Source organism: Metamycoplasma spumans, assembly GCF_041026625.1.
Lineage (GTDB): Bacteria > Bacillota_I > Bacilli_A > Mycoplasmatales > Metamycoplasmataceae > Metamycoplasma > Metamycoplasma spumans.
This window is the reverse complement of sequence record NZ_CP163393.1, coordinates 111436-136494: the sequence shown is the minus strand read 5'-3', so window position 1 is coordinate 136494 and position 25059 is coordinate 111436. Positions and strand designations below refer to the sequence as shown.

Genomic DNA, 25059 nt, shown 5'->3' with positions numbered 1-25059 from the left:
AAAGTAACTTTATTTAAAAATAAAGCTTATTTTTTAGCCTTGATTTTCAATTTTTTCAATAACTTTAGCTTTAATTTCTTGATATAAATCAAGGTTATTTTCTAATAGAATTTGTAAATTGGTTTGACCTTGTGAAATATTTTCGCCATTATAGCTATATCATGAACCTTTTTTATTAATAATTTCATACTCTTCAGCCAAATTAATTAATTCCGCTGATTTTGAAATACCTTTTGAAAAAACTATCTCAATTTGAGCATTTTTATACGGAGAAGCTAACTTATTTTTAACTACCTTGCATCTAATTTGATTGCCGGTAACATCTCCATTTTGAGTAATATTTTGAACTTTTCTAACTTCCATTCTTATTGAAGAATAGAATTTTAAAGCTCTGCCTCCCGGTGTTGTTTCAGGATTGCCAAACACAACTCCGATTTTGTCTCTAATTTGATTAATAAAAATTATTGTAGTTTTATTTTTGTATAAGCTTGCCGTAATTTTTCTAAGTTCGCGAGACATTAAACGAGCCTGTCCACCAATTACTTGATCGCGAATATCGCCTTTTAATTCAGCTTCAGGCACTAATGCGGCAACAGAATCTACCACGATTAAATCAATAACTCCCGTATGTGTTAAAGTATTTACAATTTCTAATGCCTGCTCTCCAGAATCTGGTTGAGATAGTAATAAATTATCAATATCAACACCTAAATTTTTAGCATAATTAGGGTCAATTGAATGTTCAACGTCAATAAAGGCAGCAATACCTCCGGCCTTTTGAATTTCAGCGATTGCATGTAAAGCAATTGTGGTTTTACCAGAACTTTCAGGACCAAAAATTTCTACAATTCTGCCTTTTGGTCATCCTTTTATGCCTAAAGCTTTATCAATGGCAATTGAACCACTACTAAATGTTTCGCATACAATATCTGGTTTTTCTCCTAAAATCATAATTGATTCTTTACCAAATTTCTTTTCAATTTCTTTAAGTGTTTCTTTTAATATTTTTCTTTCTTCTTCTAAATCTTTCATTTTTTTCCTTTCATATAATCAAAGTTTACAAACTAGATTAACAAAATTTAAACAAACGCGAAATAAGAGCGAAAAATTAAAGAAAATCTATGTTTTTGCTAACTTATTAGATTATAAACTAATTTAAAAATCACGCAAAAAATGCGTGACATTAATTATTTAAAAGTTTGTTCAAATCTTTTGATTGCTCATTCTTCTAAAATTACTGATAAAGTAACATTAGTTGTATTTTCATCCTTTACATAAACATCTTTTACTGATACTTTAAATACACCCATAATTTTATTTATTTTTTCAATAACTTCATTTAATGACTCATTAGTTTTTAATGAAATTGTAATATCTCTAGTTTTTAAAGGAGCATGTTTGTAGTCTTTAAAAATAACTTTATTATCAGTTAGTTCATCTAACTTAATTTCTGAAAATATAGCTTGCGTATTTAATAATGAAGGGTGAATTTTAGCAATATATCCTACATAAGTTTCACCAAGATATATATCAAATGATGCATTAGGATTAAAACATGATTTGTTAGAAGGTTTAAAAGTTAATTTTTTATTTGTTAATGAAATAATGTCGGTTTTAATTTCGTTAAATGTTTTTTGATTAGAAACAATTCCCAAAACATTCATTTGTTTTGAAATCATACCAATTTCAAAATAAGAACCTTTTTCAATACCTTGTTTTTCATTATGAATTAAAACGTTTGATAAAGAATGTATCATTGATTTTCTAATTTGTGAATGATCATAATTTTTAGAAGCTTCAGCATTAAAAGTTTCTAAAAATTCAAATGGATTAAAGATATTATCTTCTGGTTTAATTAATGTGTAGGTTCTAACATTGATATAACCTTTATCTTTAAAAATATTATTGAATTTATCTTCAATGCTTTTATTTAAATTTAATCTTGTAATCTTTGGTTGTTTTGATGGAAAATTATCGTATCCATAAAATCTAAATACTTCTTCAACAAAATCCTGCATATTTTTTAAATCATAACGATATGTCGGAAACGAAACCGCTGAATAATCAGATTTAAATTTAAATCCAAGTTTTGTTAATTTTTCTAATACTTGTTGATATCTCTTTGTCTTGGTTATATTAAAACCAGCAAATTTAGTGATGTAACGAGTGTCTAATAAAATAGTTTTTTTATTAACTTTCGGAGCGTTAATTTGAGGAGAATATTCTTTTAGATGTTGAGCTAAAAAGTTATAGGCCATAACAATTTCACCATTTGAAATTTCTTTATTAGCACGACTTGAAGAATTTGTATCAAATTTAATTTGTTTAGCGCTTCTTCTTACTTCTTTTAAATTAAACGAAGCTAATTCAAAAACAGCTTGCTTAGCATTGTTTGTATACTGATAATTTTCAAGTCCAATAGTAGCCGCTAATGAAACTGGTTCATCAGCATTTTTAACTACTAAATTTTTATCAAGTTGAACTTCTTTATTACCAAAAATATTTACTTTGTCTGAACTAAACTCAACAGTAAACTCTTCTGATTTTAATTGATTTTTGTCATAAACGTGGCAAGGAACGCCAGTGTAGATTAAAACTAAATTAGTAATATCAACTGCGTTTCTAAATGTTTTAATCCCGTGTTTTCATAATAAAAATTCTTCTTGTATTGTTAATTTCAAATCTGTGTTGTTTGCTTCGATCAAACTAAACGAATGTGTATCTTTTAAATGACCGACTTTTAAATTACTTGACAATGTTGGTGTTGCTTTAGGAAGTGGTGCTACCTCTGTATCAAAATAAGCTGCTAATTCTTTTGCAAAAACTAAATATGAAGATGCATCAGCACGATTAGATAATATTGACACATCAATTATATAATCATCTAAATCAAAATATTCAATAGGGTCAAGATTTAGATCAACCTTACCAACTTGAAAAATGCCATCAAAAGAATCTTCAGCAGCAATACTTTCATCAATACCTATTTCATGAAGACCCACAAACATACCTTCTGAAATAATTCCTTGCATCATTCTTGATTGTAAAACCAATTTTTTAGATCTTGAGCCAGGAACAAATGCCATAACATAATCATCCACATGCATGTTTTTTGCATTTGTTTGAATAGTCGATTTTGTTCCATCGGCATATTCAACATCACACACTGTTAATTTATCTGCATTTGGGTTTTTATAAACGTTTAAAACATGACAGAATTTAATACCTTCAACATCGGCAAATTTATGATATTCTTCTACTTCAAAACCAATTGAATTAATAGCATTAACCATTTCTTCAACTGATACATTTTTTAAATTAGCCATACGGCATAGTTGTTTATATGAAAAAATCATTTTATCCTCCTAATTAATTAAATTGTTTTAAAAATCTTTGATCATTTGTATAAAGTTCACGAATATCTTCAATACCATATTTAATCATGGCAATTCTTTCAATACCAATCCCGGCAGCTATTGCATTCATATCATTAGTATATCCTGCTGCTTTTAAAACATTTTCATGCAACATTCCCGCACCCAAAACTTCGATTCATTTGTTTTTAAAAAATACATCAACTTCAACGCTAGGTTCGGTAAATGGGAAATATGAAGGTCTTAAACGTATCTTTACTTTTTCTTCTAAGACATAAGAAAGCAACTCGGTTAGTGTATAAATTAAAGTTCCAAATGAATGATTTCCAACACTGACTAAATCAAGCTGGGTAAACTGGTGAGTGTGTGTACGATCCTCTTCGTCATTACGATAAACTTTTCCAATTGCAAATTGAGAAAACTCTTGATTTGCATACTTTTCAAGCATACGAGCTGAAATACCAGTATTGTGTGTTCTTAGCAATTCATTTGAATTTAAATAAAGCGAATCTTGCATATCTCTAGCTGGGTGAGATGAAGGAATATTTAGTCTTTCAAAATTATATTCATCAGTTTCAATTTCGCTAAATTGTTCTTCAAAATATCCGTTTGAAATTAATCATTCTCTAAATCTTTGACTAACCAAATTAATCGGATGAAGTGAACCATCAAAAGCAACTGGATAAGCATAATCTTCAAAATCTTCAGATAATTTTTTAGCAATTTCTAAATCATTCAAACGTTTCTTAGCAGCTTCAAAAAACTCTTCAGCCTCAGCTTTAAGTGATTGGATTTTTTTACCTAATTCAGCTTTTTCTTCTTTTGGCGCACTTTTTAGTAATTGCATCAAATTCAGTAATTCTTCTGAATTATTAAATTGATTTTTGACTAATTTTAAATCTTCAATACTATTTATTTTTTCTAATTCAAATTTCATAAAAACTCCTATTTTTTAATTTTTTCTCAATACTCTTTTAACTTTGCTTCATAACCTATATTTTGAGAAGTATAGATTTTTTCATTAAGCAATTGTTCGGGTAAATAATTTTGTTTAACATAATGATTTAAATAATCATGAGGATATTTATAATCAATGCCATGACCCAATTTAGATGCTGACGCATAATGTGCATCTTTTAAATGAATTGGAACATCATAAATTTTACCTTGTTCAATTAATGTTCTTGCTTTCGATATCGCTAGATAAGCTGAGTTAGATTTTGGACTTAAACAAATATTAATAATTGCATTCGAAATTGGCAAATACCCTTCAGGCAAGCCAAGTCTTTCATAAGCTTCAATGGCTAACATAACTTGCTGAGCTAAGTTGGGATTGGCAATCCCGACATCTTCATAAGTTGCACAGATCATTCTTCTAAATAAGCCATCAAAGTCGCCAGATTTTATTATTATGGTGGCCCAATATAAAGCCGCATCACAATCTGAACCACGTAATGATTTGTGAAAAGCACTTAAATAATCATAATGATTATCATTCTTTTCATCTGATGCAAATTGCAGTGAAGGAATAACAGTCTTAATTTCTTCAAGCGTTAAATCTTTATTTTTATATAAAAGCATAACCAATTCAAGATTATTAATTGCATTTCTGAAATCTCCATTAGCTTGAATTGCAAGATATTCAATAATTTCTTGGCTAATTTTATTTTCGATATTGTCTTTTTTTACAATTTTACTCAAAACTATTTCTAAATCATGATTAGAAGGTTTGTTTATTTCAATAATTGAACATCGCGATCGCAAAGCTGGATTTATTTTGAAATAAGGATTTTCGGTTGTTGTTGCATAAATTGTAATCATGTCATTTTCTAAATAGGGCAATAAAATGTCTTGCTTATCCTTATTCAGACGGTGGATTTCATCAATAATCAAAATATCATTATTTTTTAATTTGACCATTAAATCTTCTTTTTTATCTATCGCTGCATTAAAATAATCAAATGTTGCATTTAATGCATAAGCCAAAATATAAGATATTGTGGTTTTCCCGGTTCCTGGTTTACCATAAAATATAAATGATCTAAAATCATGATTATCGATAATACTTTTGAATAAAAACTTTTTATTTTTATCGCAGACAAAGTCATCAAGATTATTAGGTCTAATTAAATTCGCGAGGTTTGCTTTCATATTTAATAATTATAAAATAAACAGTATAAATAACTCGATTTTTTTAAAGAAAAAGTGGCCAAAAAGCCACTTAAAATAAATTATTATATTTCGCCATAATTTTTTAAATATTTAAGTGAAATAATCGCTGAAGTTAGTGAGAAAACTCTAGATACTAATGCGCCAGCAAGTGATAAAAACATCAGTTTCATTTTTTTATTTTTATAATTTGCAATCCCAGCAAAAATGTTAATAACAATATTTGCAGTTAATGAAATTAAAAATAAAGATAGGGCAGATAAAAAAATCAATCCGTATTTTTTAATATATGCATTTTCTTCTTCACTTAATTTATCATAACTAGTGTTTTGAAACTTTATAGTAGCTTGAGCATTTATTACTATAGCATAAACAAAAAAAGCAAAAGCCATTAATCCTAATATAGAAAAAATTAGTTGCATTATAAAAAGTGTTTTGTATCAGTTTTTAGTTGTTTTCATATTTTTTTCCTTTTATATTTGTTGTTGAATAATTATCTCGATAATAATCAATGCCTTTTAATTTTAAAATCAGGTTATAAAACAGTTGAACAATTGGAATTAAAAAGCCAAAAAGTACGAAGATAAAATATTCAAAAGATATGCTTCTAACATTTACTTTTATATAAATCAAAGTTACTAATAGTAAATGTAATAAATAAAATCCTAGAAATACATAAGCCAATATTTTTAGTTCTCAAGGTTTATTTTGTTCATACAAAATTGCTATTGATAATAACATTATTGAACTAATCAAGGCAACAATAGTTGAAATAATTAATAAATTTGAAAATTTTCTAGTCATGATTAAAATTTTACTTATTTTTAAAAAAAATTAAAAAGAAAAACCCCAAATATGGGGTTATAATCTGCAGATTTTCTAGTTATTTGTTGATTGAACTGATTCTACTTTTTTAGCTTCTTCTTTAACTTCTTGTACTTTCTTTTCTCTTTTTACTGTTCCTAAGTAAGGTAAAATAGCAACAAATCTTGCTCTTTTAATAGCTAATGAAACTGCTCTTTGGTGTTTAGCACATGTACCGGTAATACGTGATGATAAAATTTTTCCTTGTAAGTTAACTAATTTTGAAAGAACTTCTTCGTTTTTGTAATCAACATATGTAACTGGTGATTTACTTAAACAAAATTGACATGGACGTTTACGAATGAAAGGTTTTTTACGAACAATTCTTGCCATATTAACTCCTTAAATTATCATTCTAATTGAAGGTCATCGCTTGAAATATTAGCAACTTCTTCATTATCAAATGATTGATTTTTTTCTTCAGATGATTGAGGAATTGAATATTCTGTTGAACTAGAATTTTTTCTGCGTTCTTCAGATACGCCTCTTGATTCCAATGATTGAACTCTTTCAACGTTTACAACGTAAACATTTGTAGGGCCATCTTGGCCGATTACACGAGATGATTGAAATGAACCTTCAACCAAAACATGTGATCCTTTGTCTAAATATTTATTTACAAAAGCTGCCTGGAATCTTCAAGCAATACATGGAATAAAATCAGTAACTGATTCCCCATTAATACTGTTGTATTGTCTTCCTACTGCTATCGTAAATCTTGAATATTCGACTTTAGAAGCTGTTTCGCCTTTATATGGTGCGCTACTTAAACGACCTACTAAAATTACTTTATTCATTATTCCTCCTCAAATTTATTATTCAGCGTCAACTGGTTTTTTAGCTCTTGGTTTTCTTTCGCTTTTAACTTCGTCATTTGTTTTTTGTTCTTTGTTTGGTCTTACAAATGGTTTTTTATTGTCTCTGTTTACTGGTCTTCTGTGGTTTCTTTTTGCTTTAGATGGTTTTAAACCTTTTTCAGAATCTAAGTTAATAATTAAAGATCTTAAAATTCTTTTATCGATATTTAATTTTCTTGTTAATTCTGACATTAATTCAGGAGCAGCTTTTGTAGAAACTAGATAGTAAGTTGCACGAGAAAGTTTTTTAATTGGATAAGCTAATTCAGTTCTTTCCAATCTTTCGAATTTTGTGTCTTCTGGTAACACAGTTAAAAGTAATGATTTAACTTCTTCTTCGGTAGATTGAGGGTTTACTAGAATCATAATTTCATAATTTGACATTATTTCTTCTCCTTCTGGACATTTGGACCATGTTAGGTCAAGGAGTCTCACCCTTGTTAAATATAAATGTTTAAAATATTTTAACGATAATATTATATATAAATAATAATAATATAGTATTAAATATTTAAGAATTATTGTCTTTTGCGATGTTGAACGATATTTTATTTATTAAAAAAACGATACATTAGAATCAAGATTAAAGTCTCTTTATTTAAATTTTTAAACAACAAATAACATTATTTAATAAAATTAAAAATTTCATAAATAGTTTGCATTTTATATTCAATTTTAATAAACTTTTTATGTTTTTTAGACTAAGAAAGTAACAAAAAAAATAAATAAAAAATTATAAATTTCGATTCTTAAAAAACATTAAAATAAATCGTATTAACCATAACTAATTATCATTTTTTTCGTTATGAAAATGACAAAAAAATACTATACGATATTCATAAAATTTAACATAGAGTAATTATAAAAATATAGGTTGTACTTTAATTGCAAACGGCAATATTTATATTCATTTTTATTTTTAATTTAACAACTTTAAATTTAAAATTTTCCTTAAATTAGCTATTTACTTCTCTGTGGCATTTCTTGCTTCATGATTTAAAATTTATTGAGTGCCAACATTATTTTATAAAAATAATGTAAATTTACCAAAAACTCATATAATTTTTAATTATTATAAAGGAAGGAAACCATGAAAGATAATAATAAGAAGAAGAAAAATAAAAAGATAGCCATAGCTACAACGGCCGCCCTTTTATTACTAGGTGCAGCAGCCGGAGGAACTGCGGCTGGTCTTATTTTAACCAAAAAAGCTAAGTTTGAAGCTTCAAAAAAAGAAGCCACAGAATTAGTTAATGCAATTCCTGATAATTTTTATAAAAAACCTGGTTTATTAGAAAAATTATTACAGGCAAAAACTTACGAAGACTATATTGCAATTAGTGCAGAAGCAAGAATTGCTATAGAAGAAGCAAAAGCCGGTAAAGAAGACCCTGAAAAAGTCAGAGAAGCAAAATTAAAAGCAAGCTTAGCAATCAACCGTTTAGAAGTTAACAATAAACTAAAAGCTAAGTTGTTAAACGACTTAAATAAAGGTGATATTAAAATTGTTGAAATTTATAAAATAGAAAAAGAAGCTGAAAAAGAATACCAAGCTGATCGTTCAAGAAGAGTTTCTGAAAATAAACAAACAAAAAACTTTATTAACTTATTAATTACTAAAGTTAACAATAAAGAAAAATCAGATCTTTTCAAAGAAAAACTTGACGCTTTAGAAGATGATACATCTGTATATAAAAACAGAGAAAATGGCTTAAACAAATTAGCAGATTTAGTAAAAGATGAGTCAACAAAAAAATCTCTAAAAGAACAAATTTCAAAAGCAATTTTAACACCTGAAGAAGAAGCTTTAGCTAAAAAGGCTGAATTAGAAGAATTCGCTAAGTCCAATTTACAAGCAGATAACGCAGAATTAAAAAACTTAATTGATTCGTTAAATAAAGCTATTGAAAATTCTAGTGAAAACCCAGTTGCTTCTTTGAGAAAATTATCTGAAATTCAAAAGAAGATTGAAGAAGAAATTAAAAAAGAAGATGGCGCAGATAAATTATTGGCAGCAAAAAAACTAATGCTAGAAGAAAGAATAAATTCTTCTACTCTTTCAACAGAAGCAAAAAAATCAGAAATCGCAAAAATTAAAGCTACCGATAGCGAAAAAGAATTTGAAAGAGCTTCAGCAAAGGCAGAAGTAGTTTTATCTAACCAAAAAGAAAATGATATTAAGGCTGTTGAAAAGGCAATTGAAGAAGCTTTAAAAACTTCATTATCAGAAAGCGAAATATTAAAAGCTAAAAAAGAACAATTAAAAGAAAAAATCAATGCATCAACATTATTACCATCTGAAAAAGAAAAAATGATAGCAGATTTAGAGTCAGCTAACACTTTAGCAAAATTTAATACAAATAAAGAAATAATTGAAGATCAACTAAATCAAGAAAAAGAAAAACAAAATTCAAAACAAGTTGCAGAATTATTAAATTCTATCGAAGATGAAATTGATACCCAATTAACATCTGAAAATGAAAACCCTTCAAAATCAGCATTTGATATTAAAAAAGAAATTGTTGCTGATCTAATTAATAAATCATCATTATCAGCTGATGAAAAACAAAAAATTCAAGCAGAATTAGAAAGCTTAAACCGCGAAGCAGCAAATGCATTACAATCATTAAAAGAAATTTCAAATAGAGTTAATGCACAAATTGCCTTTAATGAAGCAAAAGCAGAAGCTAATAAATTAATCGATACACTTGAAGAACCCAAAAAATCGGAATTGAAAGAAAAATTAAACTCAATTTCAAACTCTGATCATAACGAAATTCAAAAAATAATTTCAGAAGCAAAAGATGAAGCGAATTCAGAAGATAAAAAAGATGCACTAACCAAAGCTGAAAAACTTGTTTCAAAATTAGATGATTCTAACCCTATAAAGCAAGAATTATTAAATCAATTAAACAATCACCAAGATTTATTATTAAGTCAAATTAACAAAATAATTGATGAAGCAGAAGCAATTCTTGATTCTAAAGAGGAAGGTCAATTATCTCGTAACAATAATGAAAAACAATTATTAGAATCATTAATCAATGATGTAAAAGACCCTAACAAAAAAGAAGAGCTAACACAAGCCTTAAAAAATGTTGAAGAAACATTGAATGATAATTCTAAACAAATTTTAGATTACTTAAATAATTTAGCAGACAAAGTTTCAAATTCAGACAAAGCATCAGAATTAAAACAAAAAGCATCAGATGCTGTAGTTACACCTGAAGAAAAATTAGAAAATAAAGCTTCTGAACTTAATAAATTAATCGAAGGTTTATCAGAAACTACATCAAATCAATTAAAAGAAAAACTTTCAGAAGTTTTAAATAATAATGATTTAGATACAGCTTCAAAACAAACTGAATTAGATAAACTTATAAAAGAAGCTGAAAAGGCTATTATTGCTGAAAAAGGTTCAGACAAGTTAATTGAAAAACAAAAAGAAATTCTTAACTCTAGAATTGAATCTTCAAACCTTACTCCAGAACAAAAAACAGCTGAAAAAGAAAAAGTTGAATCAATTAATAGTTTAGAATCACTAAAAGAAAAAGAAGATGCATTAACAAAAGTATTAAAAGAGCAAAATGCAAAAGATATAAAAGAAGTTGAAAAAGCTATTGATGAAGAACTTAAAAAACAAAATGCCGAAAATTCAGAAGCTTCATTATTAAAAGATAAAAAAGAAGTTATTAAAAACTTGATTCAATCTAACCCTAATTTATCTGATGCTCAAAAACAAGATATGATATCTAATATCGAGGAAACTTCAACACTTGAAGAATTCGCTGACGAAAAAGCTAAAATAGATAAAATTATTGAACATGAAAATAAAAAATCTAAAGCGTCAGAAGTTGCTAAAAAACTTGAAGAACTTTCAAAACAAGCACAATCAATTTTAGGAAATCAAATCGGAACTAAAGGTTTGGCTAACAAAAGAATTGAAGATTTAAAAAATAGCATTAATAACTCAAATCTTCCAGAATCTAAGAAAAATGAATTAATTAGTTCTTTAGACAACATTAACACCTCAGAAGATAATGCTATTGAACAAGTTGATAGCCAAAAAGCAAAAATTAATAAAGAATTAGAACTTCAAGCTGTTAAACATGAAGCTCTATCAGTGGTTAATAGATTAAATGACTCAGAAGAAAAACAAAAATTAATAAACGATATTAACAGTGGTACGATCGAAAATATAGACGAAGCTAAAAAAGCTGCTCAAGATGCTAAGAAAAAAGCTGAAGAAAAATTAATTACTGCATTAAACGAAGCAAAAGGATCAATCAATAGATTAGTTGGCGCAGAAGAAGAAATGACTAAACTAAATTCTGAATTAGTCAATGCTTCTACCGAACAACAAAGAGATGCAATCAAAGCTAAAGCCGAAGAATTAATTAATAATAAATTGGCCGAAGCTAGAGAAGAAGCTAATAAATTAGATGAAACAAATCCTAAGAAAACAGAACTATTAAATAAAATAGCTGAAGCTGAAAAAGATAAAACTTCTAACTTCAAAACATTTAATGATTTATTAAAAGAAGCTCAAGCAGAAGAAAGTAAAGAAGAAGAAAAGAAAAAAGCTAAAAAAGAATTAGATTCTGCTACAAATATTTCTGAAGAAGAAAGAGCTAAATTAGCCCAAGAACTAGAATCTGCAACAGACACAGATGAAGTTATTTCTAAAAAAGATGAAATCATAAAGAAAAAAGAATTTACAGATACTAGAAAAGCTGCATCTGATTTAATTGATGAAATCCAAAACGAAGCTAAGAAAGCTGAACTAAAAGCAGCTTTAGACAAAGCAACAACAAAAGAAGAAGCTGATGCAATTAGAGCAAATGCTTTAGATTATAAAAATAAAGAAGTTGCTAACAAAGCCAAAGCAGATGAATTAAGACAAAGAATAAATGCTCTTCAAACAGAAAGCAAAAAAACTGAATTATTAGCTAATTTAGATAAAGCCCTAAAAAACGAAAATGATGAACCAAACAAAGATACTGAAGCTGTAAAAGCTGCTTTAGAAAGTTTATCAACTGACATTGATGCAGCATTTAACGAAGAGCAAAGAGTTACCGAAAGTTTAACAGTTAAAAAAGAACAACTAGCACAAAAAATAGCCCTAATTAACGACTCGGCTAAAAAATCTGAATTTGAAGCTGAACTAGATAGAATCAATAAAATTACAGATCCAGCAGCAGCGACTGAAGAAGCTAATAAATTAGATAATAAAGTTGAAACTCAAAAAGCGTTTGAAACTAAAAAATCAGATGCGCAAGCTGAAATTAATAAATTAAGATTGAAAGATTCAGCAGCAAAAGCTAAACTACAAGAAGAATTAAACAGAGCAACAACAATAGAAGAAGCTCAAAGAATTCTTGAAGAAGCACAAAAAGAAAAAGCTAAAGAAGATAAGCAAATCGAAGATAAAAGAAAAGCTGTAAATGATGCCTTAGCAAAATTACAAGATGGTAGCGAGTTGAAAAACACATTAATTGCTAAAAAAGACGAAGCGGCCCCTTCAGATGACGAAACTCATAGAACTGTTGATTTAGCAGCGTTAGAAAGTATCGTTACTTCAGTAGATCAAAAAATTAATGAATTAAAAGAAGCAACAAAAGCCGCTATAGACTTAACCAATGGTTTACAAGCAAATGGTGATGAAGCAGACTCACACGATTCATTGAATGAAGCTCTAAATGACGAACAAAATCAAACAGAAGAAAAACTAAATGAATTAAAAAATAAAGCCGATGCAGCTGTTGCTAATGCAAGAAACAAAGCTATTGAAGCTTTAGGACAAACAGAAGGCAAAGAACTTTCAGATAAGAAAAAAGCACTTCAAGAAGCTATTAACGATAAAACAAAAAATATTTCTGAACTTAAAGAATTATTAAATAAAGTTACATTAGAAAACGAATTAGAAGCTAAAGCGGAAAAATTAATAGCAGATGCAAATAAAATACAAGACCCTGCTCAAAGACAAGCCTTAATTAATAAAGTAAATAATTTAATGAATAGCTCTAATGATGCAGACAGAACAATAAATAAACTTGAAGAAATTGAAAATGAAATATCATCAAGCAATGAACAACAAGAAAGAGCTAGAAACGAAGCATATACTCAAGCTAAAGAAGCTATTAATTCAATCCAAGATGGTAAAGAAAAACAAAAATTACTAAGTTTATTACAAAAACCAGATACTGAAGACTTAAGAGATGATTTAACAGCAAGTGATATTCAAGATATCAAAAATGCTGCTGAAGCATTCAAGAACTTTGAAGACAGAAAGAAAGAAGCGAGAGAAAAACTTGAATCACTTCCTCAAGGAAACAACATCAGAACTTCAAAATTAACAGAATTAGAAGCTATTAATAATTCAGAAGCTGATGCAATTTCAAAAATTGAACAAATTAAAAGAGTTGCCGAAGAAGAAGCGAGATTAATAAAAGAAGCAGTTGATGCTGCTTTAGAAAAAATTGAACAACTTGTTGGCCACGCAGATTACGAATCAATTAAAGAAAAAGTAAAACAAAAAGACTCAGATAATAACGAAGTTGCAAAAATCCAAAAATCAGGTAACGATGCCGAAGAAATTGCAATCGCTTGAAAAGCTGCAAAAACTTCATTAGAACAACTTCAAAATGAACTTCCAAATAATAATGCTGAAAAAGTAAGAATAGCTAGCGAAGCAGCAACAAGTGAAAACATAAATAATTTAGAAAAAGTTAATGCTTTAATTAGTCGTGCAGAATCGGAAAAAACTAAATTATTAAATGCAATAGACCAAGTTAAAAAATTCATTGATTCAGAATTACCAACAAATGCAAAAGCAGAAAATTCAGTGGCAATGGGAATAATTGCAAAATTAAATGTTTCAACAAATCAATTAGCAGAAGATGTTAATGAAGAAAGTGAAATAATTGCTTTAAAAGAACAAATAACTGCCGAAAAAACAAAAATTACCGAATTATTAAGTTCTACTAGAGAAGTTCACAAATCATTACCTGAAGGCAATTCAGTAAAAGTTAAACATCAAGATTCAATGGCTGATACTTATTTCGGAGAATTGGTTAATACAACGGATAAAATAACAACTATTAAAAATGAATTAGAAGTAGAAAAAACGGCTATTGATTCATTAAAACAAGAAATTAATGTCCAATTAAATAATGCAAATCTTAAAGATTCTAACCCTAGAAAATCTGAAATTAAGCAATTAATCGAAGGTACAGATGTTAATGGCAAAACTCATCCAAAAGAAAGAAGTGAATTCCAAGCATTAAAAGATGAACTTGTTGAATTAAATAAAGACTTAGCAGAAGCTAAAAAACAAGCTCAAGACGAAATTAACAAATTACCAGCTAGAAATGCTCTTAGAGCTCAATTACAAAATCTTTTAGATTCTATGAATAGTGACCATGACGAAGTTTCTGAAATTAATAAAAAAATTAGAGATGTAGCTACAACAGAAGTTAATAATTTTATTGCTAAATATGAACTTATTCAAGCAGCTTTAGAAGCATTACCAACAAATAACCCTAAACGTGTTGAAGTAAATAAATTAGTTAGCTCAGATATTAGTAAGAATAATGGTGAAGAATTAAGTGAAATAAGTAAATTAGAAGCAATCGAAGCTGAATTAAAACAATTAAAGACTAACTTAGATAGTGCTATTGAAACTATTTCAAATTACTTAGCAAATAAATTACCGGCAAACAATACAGTTAGATCTGATTTAACAGCTAAATTAAACGAAAAGGGCGAAGACGCTGATGAAGTTGATGAAATTAATGCATTTAAAGCACAAATAGATAATGAATTTAACGAAATGACAACTCTAATTAATTCATTAAAATTAAAATTAGAAGAACTTCCTGCAAACGATACATACAGAACAGCTAAGGAAAACATTGCTAACATTAATTTAAAAGACCAAACCGAACTTTCTAATGAATCTGATATTACAAAAATAATAAATGCTATAGAAAACACGGAAATACCAAGGGTTGATGAAGCAAGAATGGCGCTTGAATTTGATGAAAATCCAGAAAATGCAAAATTTAATAATTCTGAATTTACACTAAAAACTAATTTCGAAGAGATTTCAGATAATAAATTCTGAGCTTCTGTAGATACAAATGTTTATAATGTTTTACCAAAACTAGAAGATAACCAATCATATAAAAAATTATCTTCAGGTGTAGAAACGGCTGTTGATAAAAACACCACTGTCGGTACTTTAGGAGAAGTTACATATAATCTATATCAAGGTGATACAAAAATAAAAGAATTCAAAATTTTTGGAACAAGAAGTTCTAGAGTTACTTTTAATAACGGAATGACAACTAAATTACAAGGAAGTAATCAATTAGGAGTTAAACCGGAATGAAGTTTAGGCTACACAGGCCGGGGTTCAAACGATAATATTAATAATCTTGTGGACAATAATTATGGTCCTACTTCAAGATTTGAATTATGAAGTTCTTATAATAAAGAACAAAATGATAACAATTTTGTTATTTACAAAAAAAACAGCAATGGTGCTGGCGAAGAATCTGCCTGATACACTAAATTGGATTTATATATTAGATTTTCTGGTGGTTTTGGAGAACAAAATGAAGAAAGATATGATGGGCATGTTCCAAGAGAAGTTCGTATTTCCTATTCTGATGATGGAATTTCATGAAACAGTGTTCAAAACCAAAGTCATATTTATGATTATGACTGATTTAATGAAAGCGCAATAGATAGAAGAACTGGTGCAATTAAACAATTAAAGACAAGCCCGTCGGCAATAAAAAACAATAGAAACAATTCATTCGATCAAGATGCACAAGTTCGAGGAGATACGGGAAGTATGAATAAAAATAATTGACAAAATGAGTCAATAGTAAGAATAAGAACTTCTTTCACACCTATTGAAGCAAAATATATTAGAGTTAGCTGATTATCCGCTATAGACCCAAGAGAAAAATCTGGCGATTCTACAGGTCTTAAAGTAACTGCATGAACAGAAGTTAAGCCTTATGTTCTTACCGAATCAGGTGTGCAACACTTTAAAGCAAATGACGTCAACGCTATTCATACAATACCTGATTCATTAACCATTGCATTTAATAATATTGAAAAACAGTTGAATAGTGGTGAAACCGGATATATTGTTAGTGAACCAATAAATAATGAAATTTCAGGAAATAATATTGAAATTCAAAATAAACATTCAGAATTATCATATTCAATTAGAAAAATTAAATCATTTAAATATTCTTCAAATGCCCAAAAAGAAGTTTATTCAGAATTTTTAATCACAGTTAAAAACGCAATTAATGAAATAAAAACATTTAAGGTTAAAATAGGTAATAGACCTGTTAATACTGATTTAGTAAATGATTTCAATAACGTGATGAGCGAATCAAATAACGATCCAAAAGGGGTTGTTCGTAGATTTAGAAAAGACATCGAAAGATGATCAAATTACATTAATGCTTTCCATGATGAAAAGTGAAATGGCGCAAAGAACGCTATACAATCTCTAAAAACAGAAATATCTTCTCCTGATTACACTATTAATCCTGATCATTTAGATATGTGAAAAGATATCAAAAACTTAATAATCAATATTAAGAGAGAAAATTCTTCTACAAATAATGGCCAAGCATTTGAAGATAAATTAAATGAAGTTAGAGCAAAATGAAGTCAATTACAACAAGCTATAACTGAAGATAATCATGAAAAACTAAATCAACTATATGAAATTCATCAACAAATGATGAATGACTTATCTAAAACATTAGATGATTTAGATGAACACATAAAATGAATTGATAAAGAAATATTAAAAATTAATGGTCAAGGTGCATAATAACAATCTAAAACCAATTAAATATAAAATTTAAAAAGTAAAAATCTGGATAATAATTTCCAGATTTTTATTATGTAATATTGCAAGTAAAATAGAAATTGAAACGCTATAAATAATTAAAAATAACCAAACAAAGAAGAGGCAACTTTAGCTTTTTTTCTCTGAGTTTGGTTATTTTTGTACTGTAATCAATATTCTCAAGTTTTTAACTAAAAGTAGATAGGAAATAAATCTACACAAACTTGCCAAACTATCGACTTAAATAACTTATCTACTTCAATCTATTTCAAAATAATCGTATTTTTTATCTTTACTCTTGGTTTCTAAAACTTTGAAATCAATTTTATCATTTAATGAAAACTTAGTATTTTTTCTTAATGAATGATTTACTTTTTTCTCCATTCATTGAGATAAAGTAAGGTTCTTTTCTTCATCATCTAATTCGATATCAAAATAATCACTTAGTTCAAGTTGTTTTCAAAGGACCTTCATTAATACGGTACCTTTCGCTTCTGAACGCTCTAAGCTAATTTCGTAAATTTGTTCGTCGTCATCATATTCGTCATAGATTTCTCCGACAACTTCTTCAATAATATCCTCGATAGTTATAATACCTATAGGAGTATCATTATTATTATTTTCAATAACAAAAGCCATTTGAGCACGAGCCTGACGCATTTTTTCTAAAGCAACAGATAATATTGAGTTTGCTGAAACTTTAGGAACTGTCTTAACGTAGTTCATGATATTGCCACGTTTTAAAAAGAAAATATCTTTTAAAAGTAAAATTCCAATTAAATCTCCGTCTTTTTCAACAGGTATTCTTGAATAATTTGTTTCCTTAAACATTTCTAATGCTTCTAGCATTGTTGCTTTTCAAGAAATATAATCAACATTTTTCAATTTTATATAATGTTGTGAAACCTTAGTTGAATCTAAATCCAAAACATTTTGCGCCATAGCTGACTCATTGATTTCTAAAACCCCTTCATCTTGGGCAATGTTGATTAAGTTTTTCATTTCTTCTTCAGTATTCGTAATATAAATTTTCTTGCCGATTTTTGAAATTGGATAAGTAAAGGGTAAAAATATTCAATATAACATTTCAATAAATCAATAAAAGCTTTTTACAGTTTTTTCAGGATATGCTTTAGCAACTAATTTAGGAACTATTTCAGCCAATAAAACAATTATAGGTGTCATAACAACAGTAGAAATAATTGTGGCCGTTCCCGTTGGCAAGGCAGCTAGCGATAAAACATAGACTAATAGAGTTGAAGAACCTATATTAACTAAATTATTAGCAATTAAAATAGTACCTAGTGTACGGTTAAAAAAGTGATGTTGTTTTTGAATTAATTTCGCTCCACGAACTTTCTTTTCTAACATTATTTCAATCTTAGGTCTTGAAAGGGTTGTATAAGCTGTTTCGCATGCTGAAAATATAGCACTAGAAATTAATAATATTATTAGCAATACTGAGTAAACAATATACTGTCATGTTTTAGCCGAAGGCTCTAAAGTGGCAGTATTTTCTGAATTAGATAGATTTATGAGCGATACGTCCATTTAATATTCTCCATTTATTATAAATTTACATATCAATTATATTATTATTTTTTGTTTTTTATAAATACTAAACAAAATTAGAGTAAAAATATATAATATAAACTATGTTTAAATTCGAAGATGTTAAATTAGTACAATTACCCAAAAAAGTTTTAAGGCAAAAATCACAAGATGTTCCAATTCCATTAACAGAAGAAGATACACAACTTATTGAGAAAATGATTTTTCACGTCGATGATAGTCAAACTGCAATGACGAAGTTTAGACCAGCTGTCGGGGTTGCGGCCGTTCAATATGGTATATTAAAAAATATATTTTATATTATGATTCAAGACGATAAAGGTAATTATGTTTTTAAAGATGCTTTAATTAACCCAGTAATGTTAGGTCATTCAGATCATAAAATCTCACTTAAAGAAGGTGAAGGTTGTTTAAGTGTTAATGAAAAAGACCCAGGTCAAGAAGGGTATGTATTCAGATATGCACGTGTTGTTGTTAAAGCATATTCATATTATGAAAAGAAATGAAAAACATACGATGTTTCGGGTTACCCTGCAATCGTAATGCAACACGAATATGATCATTTACAAGGAAAGTTATTTATTGATCATATCGATAAAAATAATCCTTGAAATATGAAAAAAAATTCATCAACCATCTAATCAAATAGCGAACAATGTTCGCTTTTTTTATTAAATTTTAAAATAAAAAATAATATCCAACATGTGGATATTATTAGTTTCTAGGCGAGACTTTTTTAAATATAATAGGTGATTCAAAATCTTTTTGAATAGAAGACGGAATATAAATCCCGTATTCATATTTACTTTTGCCAATTGTTATTTTTTCTTTCGCCAATGAATAGAATAAAGCATTAAATTTAAGTGAATAATGACCAGTTTCTTCATTTTTAAATAACTCAATATCACCATTAAAATTAAACGGAACAAATATGCTTTGCTCTTCTGATTCAAAAAGTGAAAAGTAATTATGGCCTATTTGGTTATATTTAGTTAAAATCAAACCCTTGTCAATATAATTAAATTCTTGTTCGTTTAAGGAATTAACATTGTTAATTATTTCTTTAATTTTTGGAATTATTAATTGATTTTCTCCAGAAGGTTTAAATTCAACATTAGTAAAGAAATGAAATGGCCATTCTCTTACAGCTAAATCGTCAATTTTATTATTTTGATTAAATTGTTTAATTTTTTCATCGTTATATTTGGTTATCTCTTCGCTTGTATAAATGGTGAAGTTTCTAATAACCAATTTTTCTTTTTCATTTTCTTTATTTTTTAAAATAACATCAAAGTGTAAAGAGTTTTTATTAATTAAATCCAACATTGGATTAACTAATTGAGTTGTATATTTATCATTAACTTTAATGTTTAAAGTTTGCAAAACATCGTTATTTAATGTCGGATTTTCTAATAATTTAGCCATTAAACTATACGGCTCACCAGTAATTTTTTGATCTTTATTTTTATTTCAATCAATAATTTCAACGGGCGCATTTTTAGATATAAATGTTGGTGCGAAGTTACTTCATAATTTTAATTCGACTAAGCTCTTTGGCAATACTACAGCAAGTGTAATGATACCAGCAACCGAAGCCCCAGCTAATGATCAAAATACAATTCTTCTTCTTTTTTTGATTTTAGTTACATCAGTCGCTGTTTTTTTGAATTTTAATTGATCATCTACAGAAACATCTGTACTTGGATTATAATCCAAACTTTCATCTCTATCTATTTTGTCTTCTTTTTTATTTTTCATTATTCATCTTCTCCGCCATTAAACACTTCAAACTCAGTTGTTGTTTCAGAAGTGTTAGTTAAAGAAAACTCATCAATTAATTCGCTAGCACTCTTTGATTTTGAAATATTATCTTCTCCAGTTTCGTTTTCTTCAGTTGAACCAAATAGTTCTGAAAATCCAATAAATTCATTACTATTTGTATCATTTTCAAATAAATCATCAATGCTTAATTGTTCAGATTCAACTTGATCATAGTCATTTATTTCAGCAGAATTTTCATCTTTAACTTCTTGGCTTTCTTCAAAATGTAATTGAGGATCCGACATAATATCATCGTTATTTTCTGCTTGATAATTCAATATTTTTTCATCAACATCAAATTCTTCTACATTAATTTCAATGTTATTTTCTTCAATTTCTTCATTAAAATCGTTTGACTCATTAACTTCTATAACTTCACTTTCAGATTCATTATAAATTATGTCTTCAATCATAATATCAGCATCTGAATAAGTATATGATTCTTCAATAATATCTTTTTCAGCTTTATAATCAAGTTCTGGTTCATGAATTTCGTTATCATTATCAACATGAGGATTAATTTCTAATTCGTAATTATCAATATTATCTTCAAGTGCTTTAAAATCTCCTGGCTCGTCGTCAAAGTTAAGTTCTAAATCTTTATCAATATCTAATTTTTCATGATAATTTTCAAAATCGTCAATTGCTTCTTCGTGAGCTAAATTATTTTTTCCTTCAACAGCAGCTATATCTTCATAATCTTCTATGTCTGAATTTACTAAAGTATTTTCATCCGTTTTATTTTCATTAGACATTTCTACATCTTCTTCTTTATTTAAATTTACAACTTCGAAATTATTTACTTGTAATTTGCTTTCATCAATTGAAGATAAATCAATTTCAGTTGTAAATATTAAATTAGGATTTTCAATATTATCAAATTCAGCAGTTATGGTGGTTTCTAAAATTTGTCTTTGCAATATTTTTTCATTTAGTTTTAAATTTGCATTAGATAAGATTTCATCTTCAATTTTATTTTTAATATAGCTTAAAATTTTATATTTATTAATTGGTCATAAAATTTCAGAAAGAATAATAATTGGATAAGATTTTGAATCTAAAAATTTTAAATTATCCTTAAATTTAAGATATTTTTTATATTCATCAACATTATCTAATTCACCGTTTGCATAATTATAATTATCAATAATAAAACCTTGAACAAGTTTATTAGATAATACGTTAATTAAAACAATATCGATGGTTTTAGTTCCTATTGAGTAATTTGTTTGTAATTTAAGATCAGAATAATGACTAATAAATTCGTTTAATTCAACAAATACATCATTTTTAAATTCACTCATATCGCCTAATGAAATTGTTTTTGTTGCTAAAAAATCCTCTGTTTCATCTAGATAATTTTTTTGCTCTTCAAGAGATAGGTCTAAGAATTTTAATCATTCTTTAAAAGTAACCATATCAGTTGTTGAACGCTCAGTTATTTCAATATCATCTGCATAAATAGATTTAACAACAATAACTTTTTCTCTAGCACGTGAAATTGCAACATTTAAGGCATTTTTACCACCTTGACGAGCAACATATGTACCGTATAGAGCGGTGTTTTTGTCATAAACTACAGACATAATAACTAAATCAGCTTCGTCACCTTGAATATTTTCGATATTTTTTAATACTAATTTATCTTTATTTAAGGCCTCTTCTAATCTAGGCTCATTTCCAAAAATACAGTTAATTAAATAATCTTGTTGTTTAGCATTAAACACTAAAATTATGATTTTATTATATTTATCTAAATTATCCTTAGCAATTTGAATAACTTCTTTTCCTTCAGCTTCATTCATACTATTATCTCAGCTACCGTTAACTTGGATAACTTCAATTGCTTTATTTTTAGATATCGACAATGAATAATCATCAATTACATCTAATTTAGAATTATAGAAATGTTTAGAGCTAAATGTCATTAATGAAGCTTGTTTTGAACGATAGTTTTTATCTAATAGAATTGAATATACCCCACGAGCTTTAGCATAATCTAAAAGTGATTCAATGTTACCAAAATCATCTTCTTCATCAAAATTATAAGAAACTGAGAATCATCTGGTTGGTTGCATTTGTTGATTATCACCCGCTAGAATTTTGCGTTTAGCCAAATATAGAATTGGTATACCCTTTTCAATAAATATTTGACTAGATTCATCTAAAATTGCATAATCAAATTCACCTTTTTCTCACATTGATAAATCAAGTTCTGGTGTAGTTACAATAATTGGAAATAATTTTTTAATCATTTCTTTATGCTTATGGAAGAACTTATAAGGTTTTAAATGACCTGTTCTAATCGCCATTGCAAAGGCATTATATTGACGCAATTCTTCTTTATCGAAGTTTGACATTTTATTAATAGTTTGTTGTAAAACCATCTTGGTTAAAACAATATCATCATTTACTTCAATGGTTTTCTTATCCAAAATGTTTTTATAATCATTTTCAAACTCTTTAATTGATTCATAATCAACTAAATCAACATATTTAATTGCATTATTAATATCGATTTTAAATAAATTAGGGTTTTCAAATAAAATATCTGCAGATTCTTTAATATTTTTAGGATAAATTGTAAATACACCTGCTTTTTTATCTTTATTTATTTCGTATAAAACTTTTCTAATTTCTTTTTTATCATTTAAAGGTGCTTCAAAATTATATTTTAGTTCTTTGCCTAGTAATTTCAAACTTTCAAATTCTTGTTGACTTAGGTCATAATTAATAATTGAAGAGTAAAAATTAATAATATTATTTAAATTTTTAGTTCCTTTTATTTTTTTAACAGTATCAACATAATTTTTATCGTCATTAGAAAAAATTTGAATACCTTCTTGGCTGTCATTTTTTCTAAAGTTTTCAACATATTCAATAAATTCTCTTAACGGTTTATAGAAAACCTCATCTCTTAAGTTTTTGTCATTTAAGGCAAATAAACAAAAGATAGATAGTTTTTTTAGACGGTTTTTTAAAACATCAAGAGCAGCTTTTTTCTGAGAAACAACAAGACCACTATATCCCCTTGCAATAATATTAGCTATTAAATTACTAATAGTTTGTGATTTTCCTGTTCCGGGAGGGCCTCAAATAATCGTATCTTGATATAGAGCTGAAATTGTAGCTACATCTTGTGAAAAGTTGGTTTTTTGAATTTTAAATAACTTAAATTTATTATCAAAAATAACTCTTTTAACCTTATCTTGATAAATTGTTTTATTGATTTCAGGGTTTAAAATGTATTCAAATTCATCATTTTCAATAATCTTTTTCATTTGGTTTCATAAATAACCAGACGAAACATTATAAAAACCTAAAACCATACCAGGGTGAAACTCAATTGATGAATGAATAATTGTATCTTGTGTTAATGAAGGTAGTTTATCTTTTAAATTTTCAGGTGTTTTATAAATTGGAGCTCATTCTTTTTTAAAAAAGTCAAAAACCTCTTGAATAGAAAGATTAGCAAAATCATAATTATCAACATTTAACATAAAGCCTTCTTGGCCTAAAAATGTTATTAATTTGCTATTAACTCTAATATCTGAATTTGATTTTAGATAGACAAGCGAATTTTTAATTTCTAAAGTTATTTCTTTAAAAAATAATGGTGCAAAAATAGTCTTCTTTTCTGTTTTAATTGAAATAAAGAAAAATCCAATATGTAATGGTCAAATGTTTGACTCAATATTAACATTCTGAGCTTTGTTTAATATTTTCTTTCACTTGACTATTGATTTTTGAAACTCTGTGTCTAATTTATTAACAATTAATCTTTTAGCCTTTTCTAGATCTGATGATAACAATTTAAAAATATTGTCATCAATTCTTCTTTCATATTCTTTAAAAGAATTAATAACATCTTGTTTAGATAATGAAGCTAAAACTTTTTTAGCCAATTCTTGATTTCCGATTTCAGTCAAAACTGTATCAATACGATAATTGTTTAAAATATTATCAAATGTTTTTTCACCAAAGTTCTTGTAAACATCAAAAAACTTTTCATTATCAACTGCACTATATAATGAAGTATCAAATGTATCAATGTTTAGCAAGTTTGCCATTATCGTTTGATATTTAATGTCTTTCTTATTCATTTTCGATATCCTCTTTTATTTTATTTTCTAAAAATCTAGCTGAATTGCCAATAACCAATGAAATACTTTTTGATTGAAAAGCAAGTCCAGATACGCCATCTAACATTTTCAATCCCTCTGAATTAATCAAAGTTCTTTCTTTAAATGTGATTTTTATAATTTTTTGAGTTGAAGCAACATCTTCAATATTGCTTTTTCCCCCTAACAGATAAATAAATTTATCATAATCAAAAGATAGTTTTTCTTCTCTGCTCAACGACGTTTGAACTTCGTTTTTACGATATTTTTTATTTCAATATATTTTTATTAAACCAAACGTAATAATTAGTAAAAAAATATACAATGCTTTGTGTTTACTATTCATTCTTCACCTCTTTTAATATTATTAACATACCTTTCTTATAGGTTATTATAAT

Annotated in this window: 15 protein-coding genes; 2 read left to right on the top strand and 13 right to left on the bottom strand. The window is 27.3% G+C overall.

Going from position 1 to position 25059, the window contains the following annotated elements; genetic code table 4:
* Positions 1 to 33 precede the first annotated feature (33 nt).
* From recA to rpsF, 9 genes are all read right to left on the bottom strand, one after another.
* Positions 34 to 1032: a recombinase RecA gene (gene recA / locus AB5V95_RS00545; RefSeq protein WP_369085966.1), complete on the bottom strand. Its 999-nt coding sequence runs from the start codon at positions 1030 to 1032 to the stop codon at positions 34 to 36.
* A gap of 155 nt (positions 1033 to 1187) precedes the next feature.
* Positions 1188 to 3356, bottom strand: coding sequence for a phenylalanine--tRNA ligase subunit beta (locus AB5V95_RS00540; RefSeq protein ID WP_369085965.1), 2169 nt, complete (start codon positions 3354 to 3356; stop codon positions 1188 to 1190).
* A gap of 13 nt (positions 3357 to 3369) precedes the next feature.
* On the bottom strand, positions 3370 to 4311 hold the full coding sequence (gene pheS / locus AB5V95_RS00535) for a phenylalanine--tRNA ligase subunit alpha (protein WP_369085964.1): 942 nt from the start codon (positions 4309 to 4311) through the stop codon (positions 3370 to 3372).
* Positions 4312 to 4319: 8 nt separating this feature from the next.
* Complete coding sequence (locus AB5V95_RS00530; protein WP_369085963.1) at positions 4320 to 5525, bottom strand: replication-associated recombination protein A; 1206 nt, start codon at positions 5523 to 5525, stop codon at positions 4320 to 4322.
* An 83-nt stretch (positions 5526 to 5608) separates the two neighbouring features.
* Complete coding sequence (locus AB5V95_RS00525) at positions 5609 to 6004, bottom strand: hypothetical protein (protein WP_027122750.1); 396 nt, start codon at positions 6002 to 6004, stop codon at positions 5609 to 5611.
* Positions 5991 to 6347, bottom strand: a complete 357-nt coding sequence (locus AB5V95_RS00520; RefSeq protein WP_027122751.1) for a hypothetical protein — start codon at positions 6345 to 6347, stop codon at positions 5991 to 5993. The genes AB5V95_RS00525 and AB5V95_RS00520 overlap by 14 nt, the downstream gene beginning before the upstream one ends.
* 75 nt (positions 6348 to 6422) lie before the next feature.
* Positions 6423 to 6740 carry a 30S ribosomal protein S18 gene (rpsR, locus tag AB5V95_RS00515; protein ID WP_027122752.1) on the bottom strand — a complete coding sequence of 106 codons (318 nt, stop codon included), beginning with the start codon at positions 6738 to 6740 and terminating at the stop codon, positions 6423 to 6425.
* A gap of 14 nt (positions 6741 to 6754) precedes the next feature.
* Entirely contained in the window at positions 6755 to 7204 is a 450-nt protein-coding gene (locus AB5V95_RS00510; protein ID WP_027122753.1) for a single-stranded DNA-binding protein, read from the bottom strand.
* 18 nt (positions 7205 to 7222) lie between these two features.
* On the bottom strand, positions 7223 to 7648 hold the full coding sequence (rpsF, locus tag AB5V95_RS00505) for a 30S ribosomal protein S6 (protein ID WP_027122754.1): 426 nt from the start codon (positions 7646 to 7648) through the stop codon (positions 7223 to 7225).
* A 706-nt stretch (positions 7649 to 8354) separates the two neighbouring features.
* Here rpsF and AB5V95_RS00500 point away from each other — a divergent pair.
* Complete coding sequence (locus AB5V95_RS00500; protein ID WP_369085962.1) at positions 8355 to 17129, top strand: hypothetical protein; 8775 nt, start codon at positions 8355 to 8357, stop codon at positions 17127 to 17129.
* Between the two features lie 267 nt (positions 17130 to 17396).
* On the opposite strand, the gene AB5V95_RS00495 is transcribed toward AB5V95_RS00500, so the two are convergent.
* Complete coding sequence (locus tag AB5V95_RS00495) at positions 17397 to 18698, bottom strand: CNNM domain-containing protein (protein WP_369085961.1); 1302 nt, start codon at positions 18696 to 18698, stop codon at positions 17397 to 17399.
* Positions 18699 to 18802: 104 nt separating this feature from the next.
* Between AB5V95_RS00495 and def the strand changes: the two genes are divergently transcribed.
* The gene (def, locus tag AB5V95_RS00490; protein ID WP_369085960.1) at positions 18803 to 19360 is read left to right on the top strand and encodes a peptide deformylase; all 558 of its coding nucleotides are present in this window, start codon (positions 18803 to 18805) and stop codon (positions 19358 to 19360) included.
* Positions 19361 to 19433: 73 nt separating this feature from the next.
* On the opposite strand, the gene AB5V95_RS00485 is transcribed toward def, so the two are convergent.
* Genes AB5V95_RS00485 through AB5V95_RS00475 form a run of 3 tightly spaced genes read right to left on the bottom strand, consistent with a single transcriptional unit; the run spans position 19434 to position 25007 of the window.
* Complete coding sequence (locus tag AB5V95_RS00485) at positions 19434 to 20477, bottom strand: hypothetical protein (protein ID WP_369085959.1); 1044 nt, start codon at positions 20475 to 20477, stop codon at positions 19434 to 19436.
* Positions 20477 to 24643 (bottom strand): AAA domain-containing protein, encoded by a 4167-nt coding sequence (locus AB5V95_RS00480; protein WP_369085958.1) that lies wholly within the window; start codon positions 24641 to 24643, stop codon positions 20477 to 20479. Before AB5V95_RS00480 ends, AB5V95_RS00485 begins: the two co-directional genes overlap by 1 nt.
* The gene (locus tag AB5V95_RS00475; protein ID WP_369085957.1) at positions 24636 to 25007 is read right to left on the bottom strand and encodes a PTS glucose transporter subunit IIB; all 372 of its coding nucleotides are present in this window, start codon (positions 25005 to 25007) and stop codon (positions 24636 to 24638) included. Before AB5V95_RS00475 ends, AB5V95_RS00480 begins: the two co-directional genes overlap by 8 nt.
* Between the last annotated feature and the right edge of the window lie 52 nt (positions 25008 to 25059).